The sequence below is a fragment of the Polaromonas sp. CG_9.11 genome (genome assembly GCF_015752225.1).
GTDB lineage: Bacteria > Pseudomonadota > Gammaproteobacteria > Burkholderiales > Burkholderiaceae_C > Polaromonas.
Genome location: NZ_JADOVE010000008.1, coordinates 108,213 through 124,456, shown reverse-complemented (window position 1 = coordinate 124,456; position 16,244 = coordinate 108,213). Strand labels below are relative to the sequence as shown.

At 58.8% G+C, this 16,244-nt stretch carries 14 protein-coding genes; 13 read left to right on the top strand and 1 reads right to left on the bottom strand.

Annotation, left to right across the window (positions count from 1 at the left end):
* Positions 1-57: 57 nt before the first annotated feature.
* Complete coding sequence (locus IWX85_RS08860) at positions 58-2,475, bottom strand: penicillin-binding protein 1A (RefSeq protein WP_196869480.1); 2,418 nt, start codon at positions 2,473-2,475, stop codon at positions 58-60.
* A gap of 259 nt (positions 2,476-2,734) precedes the next feature.
* On the opposite strand from IWX85_RS08860, the gene IWX85_RS08855 reads away from it, so the two are divergent.
* The 13 genes from IWX85_RS08855 (at position 2,735) to IWX85_RS08800 (ending at position 16,234) form a co-directional block, all read left to right on the top strand.
* The gene (locus IWX85_RS08855) at positions 2,735-3,814 is read left to right on the top strand and encodes a pilus assembly protein PilM (RefSeq protein WP_196869518.1); all 1,080 of its coding nucleotides are present in this window, start codon (positions 2,735-2,737) and stop codon (positions 3,812-3,814) included.
* On the top strand, positions 3,811-4,419 hold the full coding sequence (locus IWX85_RS08850) for a PilN domain-containing protein (protein WP_036806126.1): 609 nt from the start codon (positions 3,811-3,813) through the stop codon (positions 4,417-4,419). Before IWX85_RS08855 ends, IWX85_RS08850 begins: the two co-directional genes overlap by 4 nt.
* A 21-nt stretch (positions 4,420-4,440) precedes the next feature.
* A complete protein-coding gene (locus tag IWX85_RS08845) occupies positions 4,441-5,118 on the top strand; it encodes a type 4a pilus biogenesis protein PilO (RefSeq protein WP_196869479.1) in 678 nt (225 codons plus the stop codon).
* Positions 5,115-5,666: a pilus assembly protein PilP gene (locus IWX85_RS08840; protein ID WP_196869478.1), complete on the top strand. Its 552-nt coding sequence runs from the start codon at positions 5,115-5,117 to the stop codon at positions 5,664-5,666. The genes IWX85_RS08845 and IWX85_RS08840 overlap by 4 nt, the downstream gene beginning before the upstream one ends.
* Complete coding sequence (gene pilQ / locus IWX85_RS08835) at positions 5,663-7,801, top strand: type IV pilus secretin PilQ (RefSeq protein ID WP_196869477.1); 2,139 nt, start codon at positions 5,663-5,665, stop codon at positions 7,799-7,801. Before IWX85_RS08840 ends, pilQ begins: the two co-directional genes overlap by 4 nt.
* A 42-nt stretch (positions 7,802-7,843) precedes the next feature.
* Positions 7,844-9,796, top strand: a complete 1,953-nt coding sequence (locus IWX85_RS08830; RefSeq protein WP_196869476.1) for a hypothetical protein — start codon at positions 7,844-7,846, stop codon at positions 9,794-9,796.
* Between the two features lie 8 nt (positions 9,797-9,804).
* Positions 9,805-10,314: a shikimate kinase gene (locus IWX85_RS08825; protein WP_196869517.1), complete on the top strand. Its 510-nt coding sequence runs from the start codon at positions 9,805-9,807 to the stop codon at positions 10,312-10,314.
* An 89-nt stretch (positions 10,315-10,403) separates the two neighbouring features.
* Positions 10,404-11,525: a 3-dehydroquinate synthase gene (gene aroB, locus IWX85_RS08820; RefSeq protein WP_196869475.1), complete on the top strand. Its 1,122-nt coding sequence runs from the start codon at positions 10,404-10,406 to the stop codon at positions 11,523-11,525.
* Between the two features lie 85 nt (positions 11,526-11,610).
* A complete protein-coding gene (locus IWX85_RS08815; protein WP_196869474.1) occupies positions 11,611-12,828 on the top strand; it encodes a deoxyguanosinetriphosphate triphosphohydrolase in 1,218 nt (405 codons plus the stop codon).
* A 15-nt stretch (positions 12,829-12,843) separates the two neighbouring features.
* Positions 12,844-13,017 (top strand): hypothetical protein, encoded by a 174-nt coding sequence (locus IWX85_RS20940; protein WP_370584252.1) that lies wholly within the window; start codon positions 12,844-12,846, stop codon positions 13,015-13,017.
* Positions 13,018-13,026: 9 nt separating this feature from the next.
* Positions 13,027-14,094: a CynX/NimT family MFS transporter gene (locus IWX85_RS08810; protein WP_370584251.1), complete on the top strand. Its 1,068-nt coding sequence runs from the start codon at positions 13,027-13,029 to the stop codon at positions 14,092-14,094.
* A 135-nt stretch (positions 14,095-14,229) separates the two neighbouring features.
* Complete coding sequence (locus tag IWX85_RS08805) at positions 14,230-15,381, top strand: ABC transporter substrate-binding protein (RefSeq protein ID WP_196869516.1); 1,152 nt, start codon at positions 14,230-14,232, stop codon at positions 15,379-15,381.
* A gap of 154 nt (positions 15,382-15,535) precedes the next feature.
* Positions 15,536-16,234 (top strand): transposase, encoded by a 699-nt coding sequence (locus IWX85_RS08800; protein WP_196869473.1) that lies wholly within the window; start codon positions 15,536-15,538, stop codon positions 16,232-16,234.
* Positions 16,235-16,244: the final 10 nt, after the last annotated feature.

Below are 16,244 nucleotides of genomic sequence, written 5' to 3'. Positions count from 1 at the left end.
AAACGGACCTTGAAGGTCCGTTTTTTTATTCAGGGTATTTTCAGGACACGGAGGGCTTCAGTTCTTGAACAGGTCCAGGATTCGTTTTTTCTCGTCAGAGGGGGGGAGGACCTGAATGCCGCCGCCTGGCGCAGGTGCTGTTTCCTCGCTGGAAGCGCCAGTCTCTGGCTGCATGCCCACGCTGCTGATGCCCGCGCCCTTGGCATATTCCTCGTAGTACCACTCGCCATTCAGGTTGACCACGCCTGCTGGCGCCTGGTATTCGGTGACCGGCACGCCCTTGAGGGCATATTCCATGAAGTTGATCCAGATCGGCAAGCTCAGGCCGCCGCCGGTTTCACGGTCGCCGAGCTTCTTGGGCGTGTCGTAACCCATCCAGACCGCTGCCGCCAGCGTGGGCTGGAAACCGACAAACCAGGTGTCGATCGAGTCATTGGTGGTGCCGGTCTTGCCGAAAATATCCGGACGCTTGAGCATGGCCTGAGCCTTGGCCGCCGTGCCTGAACGCGCCACTTCCTGGAGCAGGCTGTTCATGATGAACGCGTTTCGGGCATCGATGCCGCGCATTGACTCGTTGAGCGCTGGCGGCGTGACATCAAGCAGCACCTTGCCGCGCTGGTCAGTGATTTTGGTGACCAGGTAGGGATTGACGCGGTAGCCGCCATTGGCAAAAACCGAGTAACCCGTTGCCATCTGCATCGGGGTCACCGATCCGGCGCCCAGCGCCATCGTCAGGTAAGCCGGGTGCTTTTCCGCATCGAAACCGAAATGCGTTACCCATTCCTGGCCATACTTGGCGCCAATCGATTGCAGGATGCGGATCGACACCAGGTTTTTTGATTTTTTCAGGGCGGTGCGCAGGCTCATCGGGCCTTCGAAACTGCCGTCGTAGTTCTTGGGTTCCCAGGGCTGTCCGCCTGTCACGCCGGCGTCGAAAAACAGCGGTGCATCATTCACAACGGTGGCCGGGGTGAAGCCTTTTTCCAGCGCCGCCGAATAAATGAAGGGCTTGAAGCTCGAACCGGGCTGGCGCCAGGCCTGGGTCACATGGTTGAACTTGTTTTTCTCGAAATCAAAGCCGCCAATCAGCGCGCGAACCGCGCCATCACGCGGATCCATGGCCACAAAGGCGCCTTCGACTTCCGGCAACTGGGTGATTTCCCAGCCATCCTTCGGCGTCTTGACCACCCGGATCAGCGCACCCGGACGAATCTTGATGTTCGGACCGGCCTTGTCGGCCAGGCCCGATTGCGCAGGCCTCAGGCCTTCCCCGGTGATCGTCACCTTTTCGCTGTTCAGGCGCATCGCAATGATCCGCTTGGGATTGGCCTCCAGCACGACAGCCGACATGATGTCTCCGTTGTCCGGATTCTCGGCCAGGGCCTCGTCAATGGCATCTTCGACTTCCGGGGGGTTGGACGGCAGGTCAATGAATTTTTCGGGACCCCGGTAGATCTGCCTGCGCTCGTAATCCATGATGCCCTTGCGCAAGGCTTTGTAGGCCATGGTCTGGTCGGCAGACTTGAGCGTGGTGTAGACATTTAGACCGCGCGTATAGGTTTCTTCGCCATACTGGTTAAACACAAGCTGGCGAACAGTTTCAGCCACGTATTCGGCATGCACGCGCCCGGCATCACGTCCGGTCCTGATCTGAAGTTCTTCTTCCTTGGCTGTTTTTGCCTGCTGGGCATTGATGAAGCCGTTTTGCTCCATGCGCTCGATGATGTAAAGTTGACGCGTCTTGGCCCGGCTGGGGTTGGCGATCGGGTTATAGGTTGAAGGCGCCTTGGGCAGGCCGGCCAGCATGGCGGCTTCGGCAATGCTGACATCCTTGAGCGGCTTGCCGAAATAGGTTTCCGCCGCCGCAGCAAAGCCGTAGGAACGATTTCCCAGAAAAATCTGGTTCATGTAGATCTCAAGAATCTGGTTCTTCGACAGTGAATGCTCCAGCTTGAAGGTCAGCAGGATTTCATAAATTTTGCGCGTGTAACTTTTTTCGGCCGTCAGGTAGACATTGCGCGCAACCTGCATCGTGATGGTCGAGGCACCCTGGCTTTTCGCCCGGCCCAGGTTGGCCAGCGCCGCACGCACCACGCCCAGATAGTCCACTCCGCCATGCGAGAAAAACCGTGCATCTTCGATAGCCAGCACTGCATCTTTCATGATCTGCGGAATTTCATCGATGGGCGTGAGCCTGCGGCGCTCTTCGCCGAATTCCCCGATGATGACGCCGTCAGCCGTGTACACCCGCAGCGGTTGCTTCGGCCGATAGTCCGACAAGGCGGAAATGTCCGGCAGGTTGGGGTAGGCGACTGCCAGGGCAACCGCCAGAAAAATCGCCAGGCCGGCAAGACCGGCCAGGACCAAGCCAATGCTGGCCAGCAAGAACTTGGCAAAAGAGCGCAGCCAGGAAGAAGGCTGCTTCACTGTGCTGGGTTTTGATCGGGAATCGGGAGTCCGGGAGGAAGAGGGCATCAGGGTCAATCGTAGAGTCGCAACCGCATTATAAAAATTTCTGGATGCGCCAGCGTGACAAGCAAGCACCGGAGAATCGCACTGTTACACCACAGGGCAACTTTTTACATGAGCACTTTCCCTGAAGTCCGTCCACTTTTGGCAACGCAGCCTTTGTTGTGAACGGTAAAAGTGGTTACTTCTGCACAGTCTTGCTGCTAACATCCAAGTGATTTTTAAGCAAACAGGTTACATAGTAGCCGTTCATCCGGGGGCGCCCTTGATCTCACTGGGATCGTTATTCAACCGTCAACAACCTCCTTTACTGGGCGTCGACATCAGCTCATCCAGTGTCACACTGGTCGAGCTGAGCCGCAACAGCGTTGGCCGCCTGGTTCTTGAGCGCTGTGCCATCGAGCCTCTGGACGTCGGATGGGTCACCGATGGCAACATCGAAAAATTCGACGAGGTGGCGAACGTGCTCCGCCGGGTTGTGAAAAAGAGCGGCACGCGCACTCGAAATGTCGCCATGGCGCTGCCACCTTCCGCTGTTATCAGTAAAAAGATTATTCTGCCTGGCGGGCTGAGCGATGCCGAGTTGGAGATACAGGTAGAGTCCGAGGCCAACAAATACATCCCTTTTTCGCTTGATGAAGTCAGCCTCGATTTTTGCCTCCTGGGGCCCAGCGCAACGTCCAGTGGCGATGTCGAGGTGCTGATTGCCGCTTCCCGCAAAGAAAAGGTCCAGGACCGGCAGGGTCTTGCCGAAGCCGCCGGGCTCAAGCCTATCGTGGTGGACGTGGAGTCCTATGCGTCCCGCCTTGCCACTGCCCGGCTGATCGAGAACATGCCCAACAAGGGTGTGGACACCATGGTGGCGCTGTTCGAGATTGGCTCAGTTACCACCAGCATGCAGGTCATCAGGAATGATGAAGTCTTGTACGAGCGTGACCAGGCGTTTGGCGGCGCACAACTCACCCAACTGATTGTCAGGCAATATGGTTTTTCGCTTGAAGAAGCAGAAACCAAAAAGCGTGGCGGAGAACTCCCGGAAGACTATGCGCTCGGCGTGTTGAAACCGTTTGTCGAGAGCATGACCCAGGAAATCAGCCGGGCGCTCCAGTTTTTCTTTACCAGCACGCCCTACAACCGGGTGGATTACGTGATGCTGGCCGGTGGATCCTCTTCATTGGGCGGGCTGACGGAATCGGTAACGGAGCAGACGGCTTTTGCCTGCCAGATGGTGAATCCTTTTGACGGAATGGAAATCGGCAGCGGCGTTATGGAAAACAAAATGCGACGCGAAGCCTCCTCTTACCTGACTGCATGCGGCCTGGCTTTGCGAAGGTTCGCACAGTGATTCTGATCAACCTGCTGCCGCACCGGGAGGCCGCCCGCAAACGCCGGCGTGAAGTCTTTTTCGCGACCCTTGGCCTGGCTGCGCTGGCCGGCGTGCTGATCTGCAGCCTCACGTATTCCTGGTATTTGACGCAAATCGAAAGCCAGCGCGGTAGAAACACTTTTTTGCAATCTGAAATCACGCGCCTGGACGAACAGATCAAAGACATTGCCACCTTGCAGGCAGAAATCAACTCGCTCAAGGCGCGCCAGACAGCTGTTGAGGATTTGCAGGGAAACCGCAACCTGCCGGTGTATTTGCTGAGCGAACTGGTCCGGCAACTTCCCGATGGCGTGTATGTAAACAGCCTCAAGCAGGAAAACCAGACGGTCTTGTTGACAGGCATTGCCCAATCAAACGAGCGGGTTTCAGAACTTTTACGCAACGTTTCCAACAACAGCCCATGGCTGTCCAAGCCTGAACTGGTAGAAATTACCGCGGGAACAGTGACGCTGAGTCCGCGCGACCAGCGCCGGGTTTCAAATTTCTCGATGCGGATGGAAATCAAACGGGCCAGTGATCAAAAAGAGGCCGCCTCGTCGGCACCTGCTGAGGCCAAGCTTTGATGCAGCACGAATAAATTGATCATGGCAAAAAAAACGTCCAAACACTCCTTTGATTTTGCAGCCTTCCAAAGCCGTATCCAGCACCAGTTCACCGGCCTGGACCCGAACGATCCTTCTTCCTGGCCCTCTCTTCCGCGCTACCTTCTGAGTGTTGCCGTCACTGTCGCGGTAGTCGTGGCGCTCTGGTTTGTGTGGCTGAGTGCAGCGGATTCAGAACTGACTGCGGAAAAGACAAGGGAAGTTCAGCTTCGTCAGGACTACACAAGCAAGCTGACGCTGGCTATTAATCTGGAGGCGCTGAAGAAACAGCGTGAACAGGTTCAACAGTATGTGACACATCTTGAAAAGCAGTTGCCCAGCAAAGCTGAAATGGATGCCTTGCTGTCCGACATCAACCAGGCCGGCCTGGGTCGCAGTCTTCAGTTCGAACTGTTTCGGCCGGGGCAGGTGGTTATCAAAGATTACTACGCCGAGTTGCCTATCCAGGTCAGGGTTACAGGCCAATACCACGACATGGGTGCATTTGCAGCCGATATAGCCAACCTTTCGCGTATTGTGACGCTGAACAATTTGGCCATCACACCTGCAAAAGACGGCAACCTGGTCATGGATGCGACAGCAAAAACCTTTCGCTATCTGGACAGCGAAGAAATTGCCTTGCAGCGCAAGAATGCTTCAGCCAATGGAGCCAAGAAATGAGCGCCACCCGACCAATCCTTGCCTTGACCATGGTCTGCAGCCTGCTTTTATTGACAGCTTGCGGTTCATCGGATCATGAAGAACTGCAGCAATGGATGAGCGCCCAGCGTGACATCACCCGGCCCAAGGTCGCGCCATTGCAGCAACCGACCAAATTCACGCCGCAAACCTATGACCAGAAAGGCTCGATCGAGCCTTTCAGCAATCAAAAACTGGTGCAGGCGCTCAAACGTGATTCCAGCCAGGCGACGTCCAATGCCGCGCTGATCACGCCGGAACTGAGCCGGCGCAAGGAGCCGCTGGAGGCAACGCCCTTGGACAGCGTGGCCATGGTCGGCAGCCTGACCAAAGCCGGGCGGCCCGTGGCACTGGTGCGCGTTGACAACCTGATCTACCAGGTACGCGTCGGCAATTATCTGGGCCAGAACTATGGCCGTATCACTTCCGTGACCGAAGCCAGTATGGTGTTGCGTGAAATCGTGCAGGACGCAGCAGGCGAGTGGACAGAGCGGCCAGCGACTTTACAGCTTCTAGAGGAAAAGAAATGAACAAGCAGACAGCGGAATTGGCAGTGAAGACGAGGGTGCAAGAAAGTCTGCCACGTTTGCTTGGGCGCGTCGTGCGCCGCGCAGTGCTGGGTGTGATGGTCGTGGCCGGCAGCATGCCCCTGCTGGCACAGGCAGAAAACTCCATCCAGGCGGTTTCGGGTTCGGTACAGGGAGGCTCGGAAGTGATACGGATCGAATTGGCCGAACCATTGGCCAGCGTTCCTACGGGTTTCAGCATTCAGGCGCCTGCGCGTATTGCCCTTGATTTTCAGGGTGTCGGCAATTCCCTGGGCCGCTCGGCGATTGAAATCAACCTGGGCAACATGCGCTCTGCCAACGTGATCCAGGCCGGCGAGCGTACCCGCGTCGTGCTCAATCTGAAAACGCCAACGGCTTACAAGGCCGAACTGCAAGGCAAGTCCTTGCTGATCATTCTGGATTCGCAGGCCGTGGCCGCGCCTTCGGTGGCCGCAGCCCCGGTATTTGCCGAAAGCCGTAACCGCGACACGCTGCCGCTGAAAGATATCGATTTCCGGCGCGGCCCCAACAACTCGGGCCGCATCGTGGTCGCCCTGCCAAACAACGAAGTTGGCGTGGATATTCGCCAGCAGGGCAAGACCGTGGTGGTGGAATTCCTGAAAACTGCCCTGCCCGAAGGGCTGCGCCGCCGGCTCGATGTCACGGATTTCGGAACCCCGGTGCAAACCGTGACCACCTCGCAGGTTGGCGACAAGGTTCGCATGGTGGTGGAGCCCACCGGTCAATGGGAACAAAGTGCCTATCAGAGCGACAACCAGTTCGTGCTGGAAGTGCGCCCGCAAAAGGTGGACCCCGACAAGCTGACCCAAGGCACGGGTTTCAATGGCGAAAAGCTGTCGCTCAATTTCCAGAACATTGAAATTCGCTCACTGCTGCAGGTGATTGCCGACTTCACCAACTTCAATGTGGTCACCTCGGACACGGTCACCGGATCGGTCACCTTGCGCCTGAAAGACGTGCCTTGGGACCAGGCGCTGGACATCATCCTGCAGGCCAAGGGCCTGGGCATGCGCAAGACCGGCAATGTGTTGCTGATTGCCCCCAAGGACGAACTGGCGGCCAAGGACAAGCAGGAACTGGAGTCCCGCGTGGCGATCCAGGGCCTGGAAGCGGTTCGCACGCAGTCGTTCCAGATCAACTACGCCAAGGCCAGTGAAATTGCCGCGCAGATTTCCGCAGGCGGCGCGGGCGCAACCACTGCGCGCATACTGTCCAGCCGGGGCAGCGTGATTGCCGAGCCACGAACCAACCAGTTGTTCGTCACCGACATTCCTTCCAGGCTGGAGCAGGTGCAAAGCTTCATTGGCAAACTGGACATTGCCGTGCGCCAGGTGCTGATCGAAGCGCGAATCGTCGAGGCGTCGGACACGTTTGGACGGTCTTTGGGCGTGAGGCTGGGTGGCGGCATGATTGGCGCCGCCGGTGCCTTGTCAAACGGCAATACCAACGTCACGCTGGGCACCAACTACGGCGCGACAGCTGCCGACACCAGTGGCAATTTCGTCAGCTTTCCCGCGTCAACCCTGGGCGTTGCCAACAATGCGGCTTCGTTTGCCGTGTCGATTTTCAACGCAGCGGCCAACCGCTTCCTGAATCTGGAACTGTCGGCGCTTGAAGCCGATGGCAAGGGAAAGATCGTTTCCAGCCCGCGCGTGGTCACGGCGGACCAGGTCAAGGCGTTGATCGAGCAGGGCACCGAATTCCCCTACCAGACCGCCACTTCCAGCGGTGCCACGTCGCTGGCTTTTCGCAAAGCCAACCTGAAACTCGAAGTCACGCCGCAGATCACGCCTGAAGGCAACATCATTCTGGACCTGGACGTGAACAAGGACAGCCGTGGTGAAACCACCGCCGCCGGCATTGCCATTGACACCAAGCACATCAAGACGCAGGTATTGGTCGAGAACGGCGGCACGGTGGTGATTGGCGGCATCTTCACGCTGGAAGAGACGAATAATGAAACCAAGGTTCCGCTGCTGGGCGATGTGCCTTACCTGGGCAATCTGTTCAAGAGCCGCGAGCGCACGTCCCGGAAACAGGAAATGCTGGTGTTTATTACGCCGAAGATGATCACGGATCGTGCTGCTGCGCGGTGATTCAGGTAGAAATTTATTCTCTGTAAGTTTGGAAAGAGTGACATGAAGTTTTCGAAATATTTATTGGCAAGTGCTTTGGCTTTGGCTTTGGCAGCTTGTGGCGGTGGGGGCGGGAACTCGGCTACAACTATTGGCACTGGCACAAATACAACTGGCACGGGTTCACCTAATACGACGATACCCACAGTCAATGTTGTGCCTACCATTAGCCTGTCGATCGTGGACGCTACGGATGTTGTTGTGACTTCCAACGCTATCGGTAGCGGCGCGCTGTTTTTCGTCAAAGTCCTTGTCTTAGATGCAAGCGGTGCAGCGGTAACCAACAAGTTGGTTACCTTCACTACAGACTCGACTATTGCCACCTTGGCCCAAACTTCCGCGCTCACTGGAGCGGGTGGTATCGCTAAAGTGCAAATCAGCCCTGTTAGTTTGAATGCTACAAAAGCTGCAAACTTGATTGCAGCGGCTACCGTGGGTACAAATGCCGTATCCGCTAGTCTGGATTACCAAACGTCCGCAGCCAATGTAACGCTGACAAACTTGTCGGTTGCAAAGAACTCGATTAGTGCGCTTCAGTCTTCCGCTGTGACTGTTAAAAGACGAGTCAATGGTGAATTGGCTGGAAGCTCTGTGGTGATAGCCAATTTTTCTGCAAGTTGTGGATCATTTAGCCCTGCCAGCGCATCGACAAACAGCGCGGGATTGATCAATACAACCTATCAATCGGCTGTCAACTGCTCGGGGGATGTTATTTTGACGGCGCAAGCGACAGGAGCTGCCGCCGTGACCACTACGATCACCGTAGCAGCAGCTCAGCCTGCCAATTTGGTCTATACCTCGGCTACAGTGCCATTGATGGTGTCCTCCGCTGCGGCTACTGGTTTGAAGCAATCTACGGTCAAGTTCCAGGTGCTGGACAGTTCCGGGGCGGGAATGGCAGGGCAAACTGTCAATATTTCGTTGGCTAGTGCGGCCATCGGCGCAGGGGTGACCTTCTCTGTGGGAGGAGTAGCCACCACGTTGATCCAATCGGTGCCAACTGATGGCAATGGGTTCGCGTCTGTTACTGTCTCTTCGGGTGGTTTACCTACCCCAGTCGTTTTGACCGCCGTATTGGCGAGCAACTCCACGGTAATCGCCTCATCCTCGGGAGTTGCCGTCACTTCAGGGCGGGCGACCCAGAACGCCGCATCACTAAGCGCGACCAAGCTGAGTATCGAGGGATTAAATTTTGATGGTGTCCAAACGACGCTGACCATGCGGGTTGCCGATCGGCAAGGAAATCCTGTTCCGGCAGGAGCTCCTGTGAACTTTGTCGCATCGCATGGTTTGGTGCAGGGCACATGTTTGATCGATGAGAACTCCGGGTGCAGCGTGCAATATACAACTCAAGGAATTCGTCCCTTCAACGGTCGAGTGGCAATTCTCGCGTATATGGATGGCGAGGAAAGCTTTGTTGACTTGAACGGCGACAACATCTGGCAATTCAATGAACCTTTTTTTGCAGTAGGAACTCTTTATCGGGATGACGACGAAAATCGTGTATACAACCCTGAGGCCGAGCAGACCTACCCTGGCGGTACAACTGGAGTATCGGCGTGCGCTGATGATGTCCACTCGTATCCTTCTATTGCTAACACGTGCGACAACGTGACTTGGAGCGGCAGTATCAGGGTGCGCCAGCAGATTGTGATTGCTCTGGCCACTCAAGGCGCCAACGTGTCGCTGACATCAGCTCGAACCTTGAACGGATTCACAGTCCGGGTTACTGACCGAAATGGCAATGCCATGTCAACTGGCACGAATGTAAGCGCTGCGGTAGTGACGACGGGTGCAACATGCAAAATCACCGTAATCAGTCCCAATATTGTCCGAAATTCCTCAAACGGGGGGAATCACGTTATTAGCCTAGATGGATCAGCCGATTGCCTGACCGTACGGGTAGATGTGACTGTGACCCCTCCGAGTTCAGTATCAACCGTTGTGAGCTTTTGATTGTTTTAATCGGCCTCCCCGGCTCCGGTAAATCCACCGTCGGGCGACAACTCGCCCGGCGGTTGCAGCTTGCCTTTCTCGACTCCGACCACGTCATCGAGGAGCGGCTTGGCTGTTCCATCCGTGACTACTTCGAGCGGGAAGGCGAGGCCAGTTTCCGCGATGTCGAGGAATCGGCAATAGATGAACTGACCCTGCAGGCGAGCGGTGTCCTCTCGACTGGCGGTGGGGCGGTATTGCGCCCGGCGAACCGATTGCATCTGCATGACCGGGGTCATGTGATTTACCTGCGGTCTTCACCCGAGGAGTTGTTTCGCCGGCTCCGGCATGATGTCAGCCGACCCCTGCTTCAGGTGGCTGATCCCCTCGGCCGCCTGCGAGACCTGTATGCCCAGCGCGATCCGCTGTACCGCGAAACCGCGCATTTCGTCATCGAAACCGGCCGTCCCTCGGTGTCCACACTGGTCAACATGATCGCCATGCAACTCGAACTGGCCGGTATCGTTCCGGGGTCGTGACGCCGCGCCATTCAGCAGTGTTGACCCTCAACACCGCGTAAAAAAGCCACCTGCCCATCCCTGCCGAAAAGTGCCTCTACACTTCGTTGATGCACGCAAATCCTCCTTTTTCTCCCGCAACGGCGCAGGTCCGGATCAACCTGGCCGAACGCAGCTACCCCATCGTGATCGGCACCGGTTTGCTGGGCCAGGCGCCCACTTACCAGCAGCTTCCCAAGGCCGCAACGGCGCTGGTGGTATCCAACACGACCGTGGCGCCGTTGTATGCGGCGCAGCTGACCGATGCCCTGCGCGCGCACTATGCCAGGGTGCTGCTGGTCACGCTGCCCGATGGCGAAGCGCACAAGGACTGGCCGACGCTGCAGCTGATTTTTGACGCGCTGCTTGAAAACGGCTGCGATCGCAAGACCGTGCTGTTCGCCCTGGGCGGCGGCGTGGTGGGCGACATGACCGGCTTTGCCGCCGCCAGCTACATGCGCGGCGTGCCCTTTGTTCAAGTGCCGACGACGCTGCTGGCGCAGGTGGATTCGTCGGTGGGCGGCAAGACCGCCATCAACCACCCGCTCGGTAAAAACATGATTGGCGCGTTCTACCAGCCGCAACTGGTGGTGTGCGACCTGGATGCGCTTCAGACGTTGCCCGACCGCGAACTGAGCGCCGGCCTGGCCGAAGTCATCAAGTACGGACCAATTGCCGACATGGGTTTTCTCGACTGGCTGGAAGGGAATCTGGATGCGCTGCTGGCCAAGGAGCCCGCCGCGCTGGCGCATGCGATCCAGCGCAGCTGCGAGATCAAGGCCTGGGTCGTCGGCCAGGACGAGCGCGAATCGGGCCTGCGGGCGATTTTGAACTTCGGCCATACCTTTGGCCACGCCATTGAGTCCGGGCTGGGTTACGGCGAATGGCTGCACGGCGAGGGCGTCGGTTGCGGCATGGTGATGGCCGCGCATCTGTCGCAGCAGCTGGGCCGGGTTGATGCGGCTTTTGTCAGTCGCCTGACCACGCTGATCGAGCGCGCCGGGCTGCCGGTCAAGGGGCCGGTGCTTTCAAGTACCGACAATGCGGGCCGCTACCTCGACCTGATGCGCGTGGACAAGAAGTCCGAAGCTGGCGAGATTCGCTTCGTGGTAATCAACGGCCCGGGCAAGGCCGCCGTATGCGCCGCGCCCGATGCGCTGGTGCGCGAAGTCATCGACCTGTGCTGCACCTGATCAACGGGTAACGCGCTTTACTATGAAATTAATAGCTGCTTGTGCTTATCCATATTGCGCAACCAGCCTTTTTGATGCATAAACCATGAATCTGGCTGCCTACGCCTGTGATCCGGCCCAGTCGCGCGGCCGCCGCATTCCCGAACCGGTAGCGCCAACGCGCTCGGACTTCCAGCGCGACCGTGACCGCATCGTGCATTCGACCGCCTTTCGCCGGCTGGTCTACAAGACCCAGGTCTTTTTGAACCACGAAGGTGACTTGTTTCGCACCCGGCTGACGCATTCGCTGGAAGTCGCGCAGCTCGGCCGCTCCATTGCCCGCACCCTGCAGCTCAATGAAGACCTGGTCGAGGCGATTGCCCTGGCGCACGACCTGGGCCACACGCCTTTCGGCCATGCCGGACAGGATGCGCTGAATGCCTGCCTTCAACGCCACAACCCGGACAGCGCCGGCTTCGAGCACAACCTGCAAAGCCTGCGCGTTGTCGATGCGCTGGAAGAGCGTTACCCGGACTACGACGGCCTGAACCTGACCTTCGAGACGCGCGAAGGCATCCTGAAGCACTGCTCGAAACGCAACGCCCGGCATATCGAGGCTAGAGAGCCGGGCGGCGTGGCGCGCCGGTTTGTCGATCAGCCCCGCGACGAGCCGGCCTGTCGGCAGCCCAGCCTGGAGGCGCAACTGGCCAACCTGGCCGATGAAATTGCCTACAACGCCCATGACATGGACGACGGCGTGCGCTCTGGCCTGCTGAGCCTGGAGCAGCTGGAGGACGTGCCGCTGTTCAGCCGCTACCGGCGCGAAACCCTGGCCGAATACCCCCGGCTGCAGGGCCGGCGCCTGCTGTTTGAAACCATACGGCGCATGCTCAGCGCCCAGGTTTACGACGTCATCGATGCCACCGGGCGGGCGCTGGCGCAGGCCGCGCCGGCCGATGTCCAGGCGGTACGACAGCATGCGGGCCTGGTCTGCTTTTCTGATCAAATGGCCTTGCAGTCCAAGTCCCTCAAGCGTTTTCTGCTACAAAATCTATACCGCCATCCGCAGGTGGTGCAGACCACGCAGGCCGCCCAGCAGGTCGTGCGCGACCTGTTCGAGGCCTACATGGCCGACCCGGCGCAGATGCCGCAGGCGCATATCGACCGCTTCGACCGCTTCGACCGCCTTGACGGCAGCGACTGTCCGCAGGCCGCCGGTGCAAAACCTGAACGCGTGGTGGCCGACTACATCGCCGGCATGACCGACCGCTTTGCCGGCAAAGAGCATGAGCGGCTTATGGGCCATGCGGTTTTTCCTGCCTGAGCTGTCAGCCTAGTGGTGAGTACCCTGACGCTTGATAACGACCATGAGTTGCGCGCTGCCCGTTACGTGATCGCGGCAGGCGTGGTGGCCGCGCTGCATGTCGGCAAGCTGCCGCCGGCCTTGCCGGTGCTTCGCGACGTGCTGGGCATTACGCTGCTGCAGGCCGGTTTTTTGCTGTCGCTGGTGTAACTGGCCGGCATGACGCTCGGGCTGCTGACCGGCCTGGCGGCGCAGCGCGTCGGCCTCAAGCGCAGCATGGTTGCGGGGCTGCTGATGCTGGGGTGCGCGAGCGCGCTTGGTGGACTGGCGAATGGCGCCGCCTGGCTGCTGGCAACGCGCGCGCTGGAAGGCTGGGGTTTTTTGTGGGTTGTGCTGCCCGCGCCCGGACTGGTGCGCCGGCTGGTTTTGCCCGAGCGACTCAACGGCATGCTCGGCGTCTGGGGCGCCTACATGCCCTTCGGTACCTCGCTGGCCTTGCTCCTCGGACCGTCGGTCATGCAACTGGACGCCCCGGCATGGGGTTGGCGGATCTGGTGGTGGCTGCTGGGCGCGCTGGCGGTCATGCTGGCGCTGCTCCTGAACTGGCGCTTGCCGGCAGACCCGCCCCGGCAACGGCCAACAGTCCTGGCGTATCAAGGCCCCAGGCATTTTTCGAACCGCAGCCTGCTTGGCCTGACCCTGCGTTCGCGCGCCGTCTGGCTGATGGCACTGACCTTCGCCATGTATTCAGGCCAATGGCTGGCGGTGATCGGTTTCCTGCCTTCGATCTACGCGCAGGCCGGCTTGCCCGGCAGCAATGCCGCCTGGCTCACGGCGGGTGCGGCAGCGGTCAATATCGTGGGCAACCTTGCGGCGGGTCACTGGCTCGGCCGCGGTTCCCAGCCGTTCGCGCTGCTGGCGACCGGATTCCTTGCGATGGCGGGCGGCGCGTTGCTGGCGTTCGGCGCCACGGCGCATCCGCTGCCGCAATACGCTGGCGTACTGGTGTTCTCGATGGTGGGCGGGCTGATCCCGGCGACCCTGTTCAACCTGGCGGTCAGGCTGGCGCCCAGCCTTGATACCGTCTCGACCACGGTGGGCTGGGTCCAGCAATGGTCTGCCCTGGGCCAGTTCGCAGGTCCGCCTTGGGGCGCTTGGGTGGCGGTGCAGGCCGGAGGCTGGCAACTGACTGGTTGGGTAACCTCGGTTCGCTGCGTTATCGGACTGTTCCTGGCGCGGGAACTTCAACGAATTGCGGTAAAGCCTGCAGGCGTACGACGGCTGTAGCGATTGTTGAACGTCGGCAAATTATCGGCAAGATTCTTGCTGCGACCAATGTCACAAATAAATACTATTTTTGACTATTTCAAATATCATGCTTCACAAGTCTGTTGGTCAACCAGTATTCCGAAAGGACATGTCATGAAGTTCAATCGTCGCCAGATGATGTTGGGGGCTGCTGCAGCCTCGGCGGTTATTGCCAGTCCTGCACTTCGGGCACAAACGGGCAAAAACATCACGAAGGTGAGGGTGGGGCAGTCGGTGCCGCTGACGGGCATGGCAGACCAGATCGGTCTGGCTTACCTGAATGGCGCGAAGCTCTGCTTCGATGCCCTCAATGCCGTGAGCGGCCCGGGTGGCTTCAGGATTGAGGTCAAGGCACTTGACGACGGTTACGATCCCGCCAAGGCAGCTGCCAATGCCCAAAATTTCATCAAGGACGGGGTCGATGCGCTGTTTGGCTTTGCCGGCACAGCCAGTTGCGATGCGGCCTATGCCGTGGCAAAACCATCCGGCGCCTTGTTTTTTGCACCCTTCGCGGCTTCGGACGCGTTGCATGATCCTTCCTTGGGCAATGTCTTTCATGTGCGCCCGGCGCTGGCAGACGAGGCCTACAAAGTGGCGCGCCATTGCGCAACCCTCAACCAGGAACGCATCGCCGTGTTTGCTGAGGACGATGCCATGGGGCGTGCCGGTCTGGCTGCCGTCAACCAGGCACTGGTTGACCTGAAACGTCCGCCCCTCGTGGCCAGTGCCTTGGCACCGGCCAACAGCGACAAGGTCGATGCGGCGGTGGCCCAATTGGCAAAGGCGAAGCCCCAAGCCATCATTTTGGTGAGTTTGTTCAACACATCGGCGGCCTTTATCCGGAAAATGCGGCTGAGTGGTTTTGGCGGCCAGTTTCTGACCTTTTCGGTGGTCGGCATCGATCCCTTGTTCAGTGCGCTGGGCAGGGAAATCGGCGGCATCGTCATTTCCCAGGTCGTTCCGTCCCCGCGCAGTTCTACCATGCCCCTCATCAAGGAATACCTGGAGGTGCTGAATCAGACCGACCAGGCGCCCAGCTACGAAAGTGTGGAAGGCTATGTCGCTGCCCGCTGCTTTGCCGAAGGCGTGCGACGGAGCATTTCTGGCAGCGGCAAGCCGGACCGGGCCGGATTGCGCAAAGCTTTCACTTCGATGAGTGACTATGACGTGGGTGGCTTTCGCGTCAACCTTCGACCCAAAAAATACGAGTCAGTTCGTGCCATTGACCTCGTCAGCATCACACCGGACGGAAAGATCATCCGGTAATTCCGATCCACCTTAAAAACCATCACTGCGCGGCTTCGCCTTCTGGCTGATGCGAATGCGGAATGGAACAAGGAACAAGGAGCAAGCCGGCAGGAATCAGGCCATTGGGAGCCAGATCAACTTATCATGGCGCGAACTTCCGGTGATGCAATTCATGGCCCGTCTTCCCCGCCTTGCCGTTCCAGGTTACCCGCACCACATCATCCAGCGCGGCAATAACCGGCAAACGATTTTTTCATCGGCCGCTGATTTCCAGGTGCTGCTCTCGCTACTTGAGGAAAACGCGCAGAAATTCGGCGTTGCGGTGCATGCCTATGTGCTGATGGACAACCATTTCCATCTGCTGGCCACGCCGACAAACGCCGATGGTTTGCCACAAATGATGCAGGCGGTGGGCCGCCGCTATGTGCGCTATTTCAATGACCGCCAAGGGCGGACAGGCACGCTGTGGGATGGGCGTTACCGCTCGAACGTGATCGACACCGACGGCTACCTGCTGGCGTGCATGGCGTACATCGACCTCAATCCAGTGCGCGCCGGGCTGGTCAGGGAGGCCGCCGCCTATCCGTGGTCCAGCCATGCGCACTATGTTGGCCAGCGGGCAGACCGGCTGGTCACGCCGCACGCACTGTTTTGGACGCTGGGCAACACCCCGTTTTCGCGCGAAGCCGCCTATGCGGCGCTGGTCGCCCAGGGCATCGCGCCGGAGCAGCAGCAGCAACTGACCGGCGCCGCGCTGGGGGGCTGGGCGCTGGGCAATGACCGATTTGTTGCGAATCTGCAAAAGCAGATCAGCCGTCGCGTCATGAAAAGCAAGGCCGGGCGGCCCTTGTCAGCCAATAAAATTAGTTGAAAACAAGTCG

Excerpts from the sequence above, each read along its gene's own strand:
- IWX85_RS08860 (WP_196869480.1), bottom strand. The coding sequence starts at position 2,475 with ATGCCCTCTTCCTCCCGGACTCCCGATTCCCGATCAAAACCCAGCACA.
- IWX85_RS08845 (WP_196869479.1), top strand. The coding sequence starts at position 4,441 with ATGGCAAAAAAAACGTCCAAACACTCCTTTGATTTTGCAGCCTTCCAA.
- IWX85_RS08840 (WP_196869478.1), top strand. The coding sequence starts at position 5,115 with ATGAGCGCCACCCGACCAATCCTTGCCTTGACCATGGTCTGCAGCCTG.
- pilQ (WP_196869477.1), top strand. The coding sequence starts at position 5,663 with ATGAACAAGCAGACAGCGGAATTGGCAGTGAAGACGAGGGTGCAAGAA.
- IWX85_RS08830 (WP_196869476.1), top strand. The coding sequence starts at position 7,844 with ATGAAGTTTTCGAAATATTTATTGGCAAGTGCTTTGGCTTTGGCTTTG.
- aroB (WP_196869475.1), top strand. The coding sequence starts at position 10,404 with ATGCACGCAAATCCTCCTTTTTCTCCCGCAACGGCGCAGGTCCGGATC.
- IWX85_RS08815 (WP_196869474.1), top strand. The coding sequence starts at position 11,611 with ATGAATCTGGCTGCCTACGCCTGTGATCCGGCCCAGTCGCGCGGCCGC.
- IWX85_RS08810 (WP_370584251.1), top strand. The coding sequence starts at position 13,027 with ATGACGCTCGGGCTGCTGACCGGCCTGGCGGCGCAGCGCGTCGGCCTC.
- IWX85_RS08805 (WP_196869516.1), top strand. The coding sequence starts at position 14,230 with ATGAAGTTCAATCGTCGCCAGATGATGTTGGGGGCTGCTGCAGCCTCG.
- IWX85_RS08800 (WP_196869473.1), top strand. The coding sequence starts at position 15,536 with ATGGCCCGTCTTCCCCGCCTTGCCGTTCCAGGTTACCCGCACCACATC.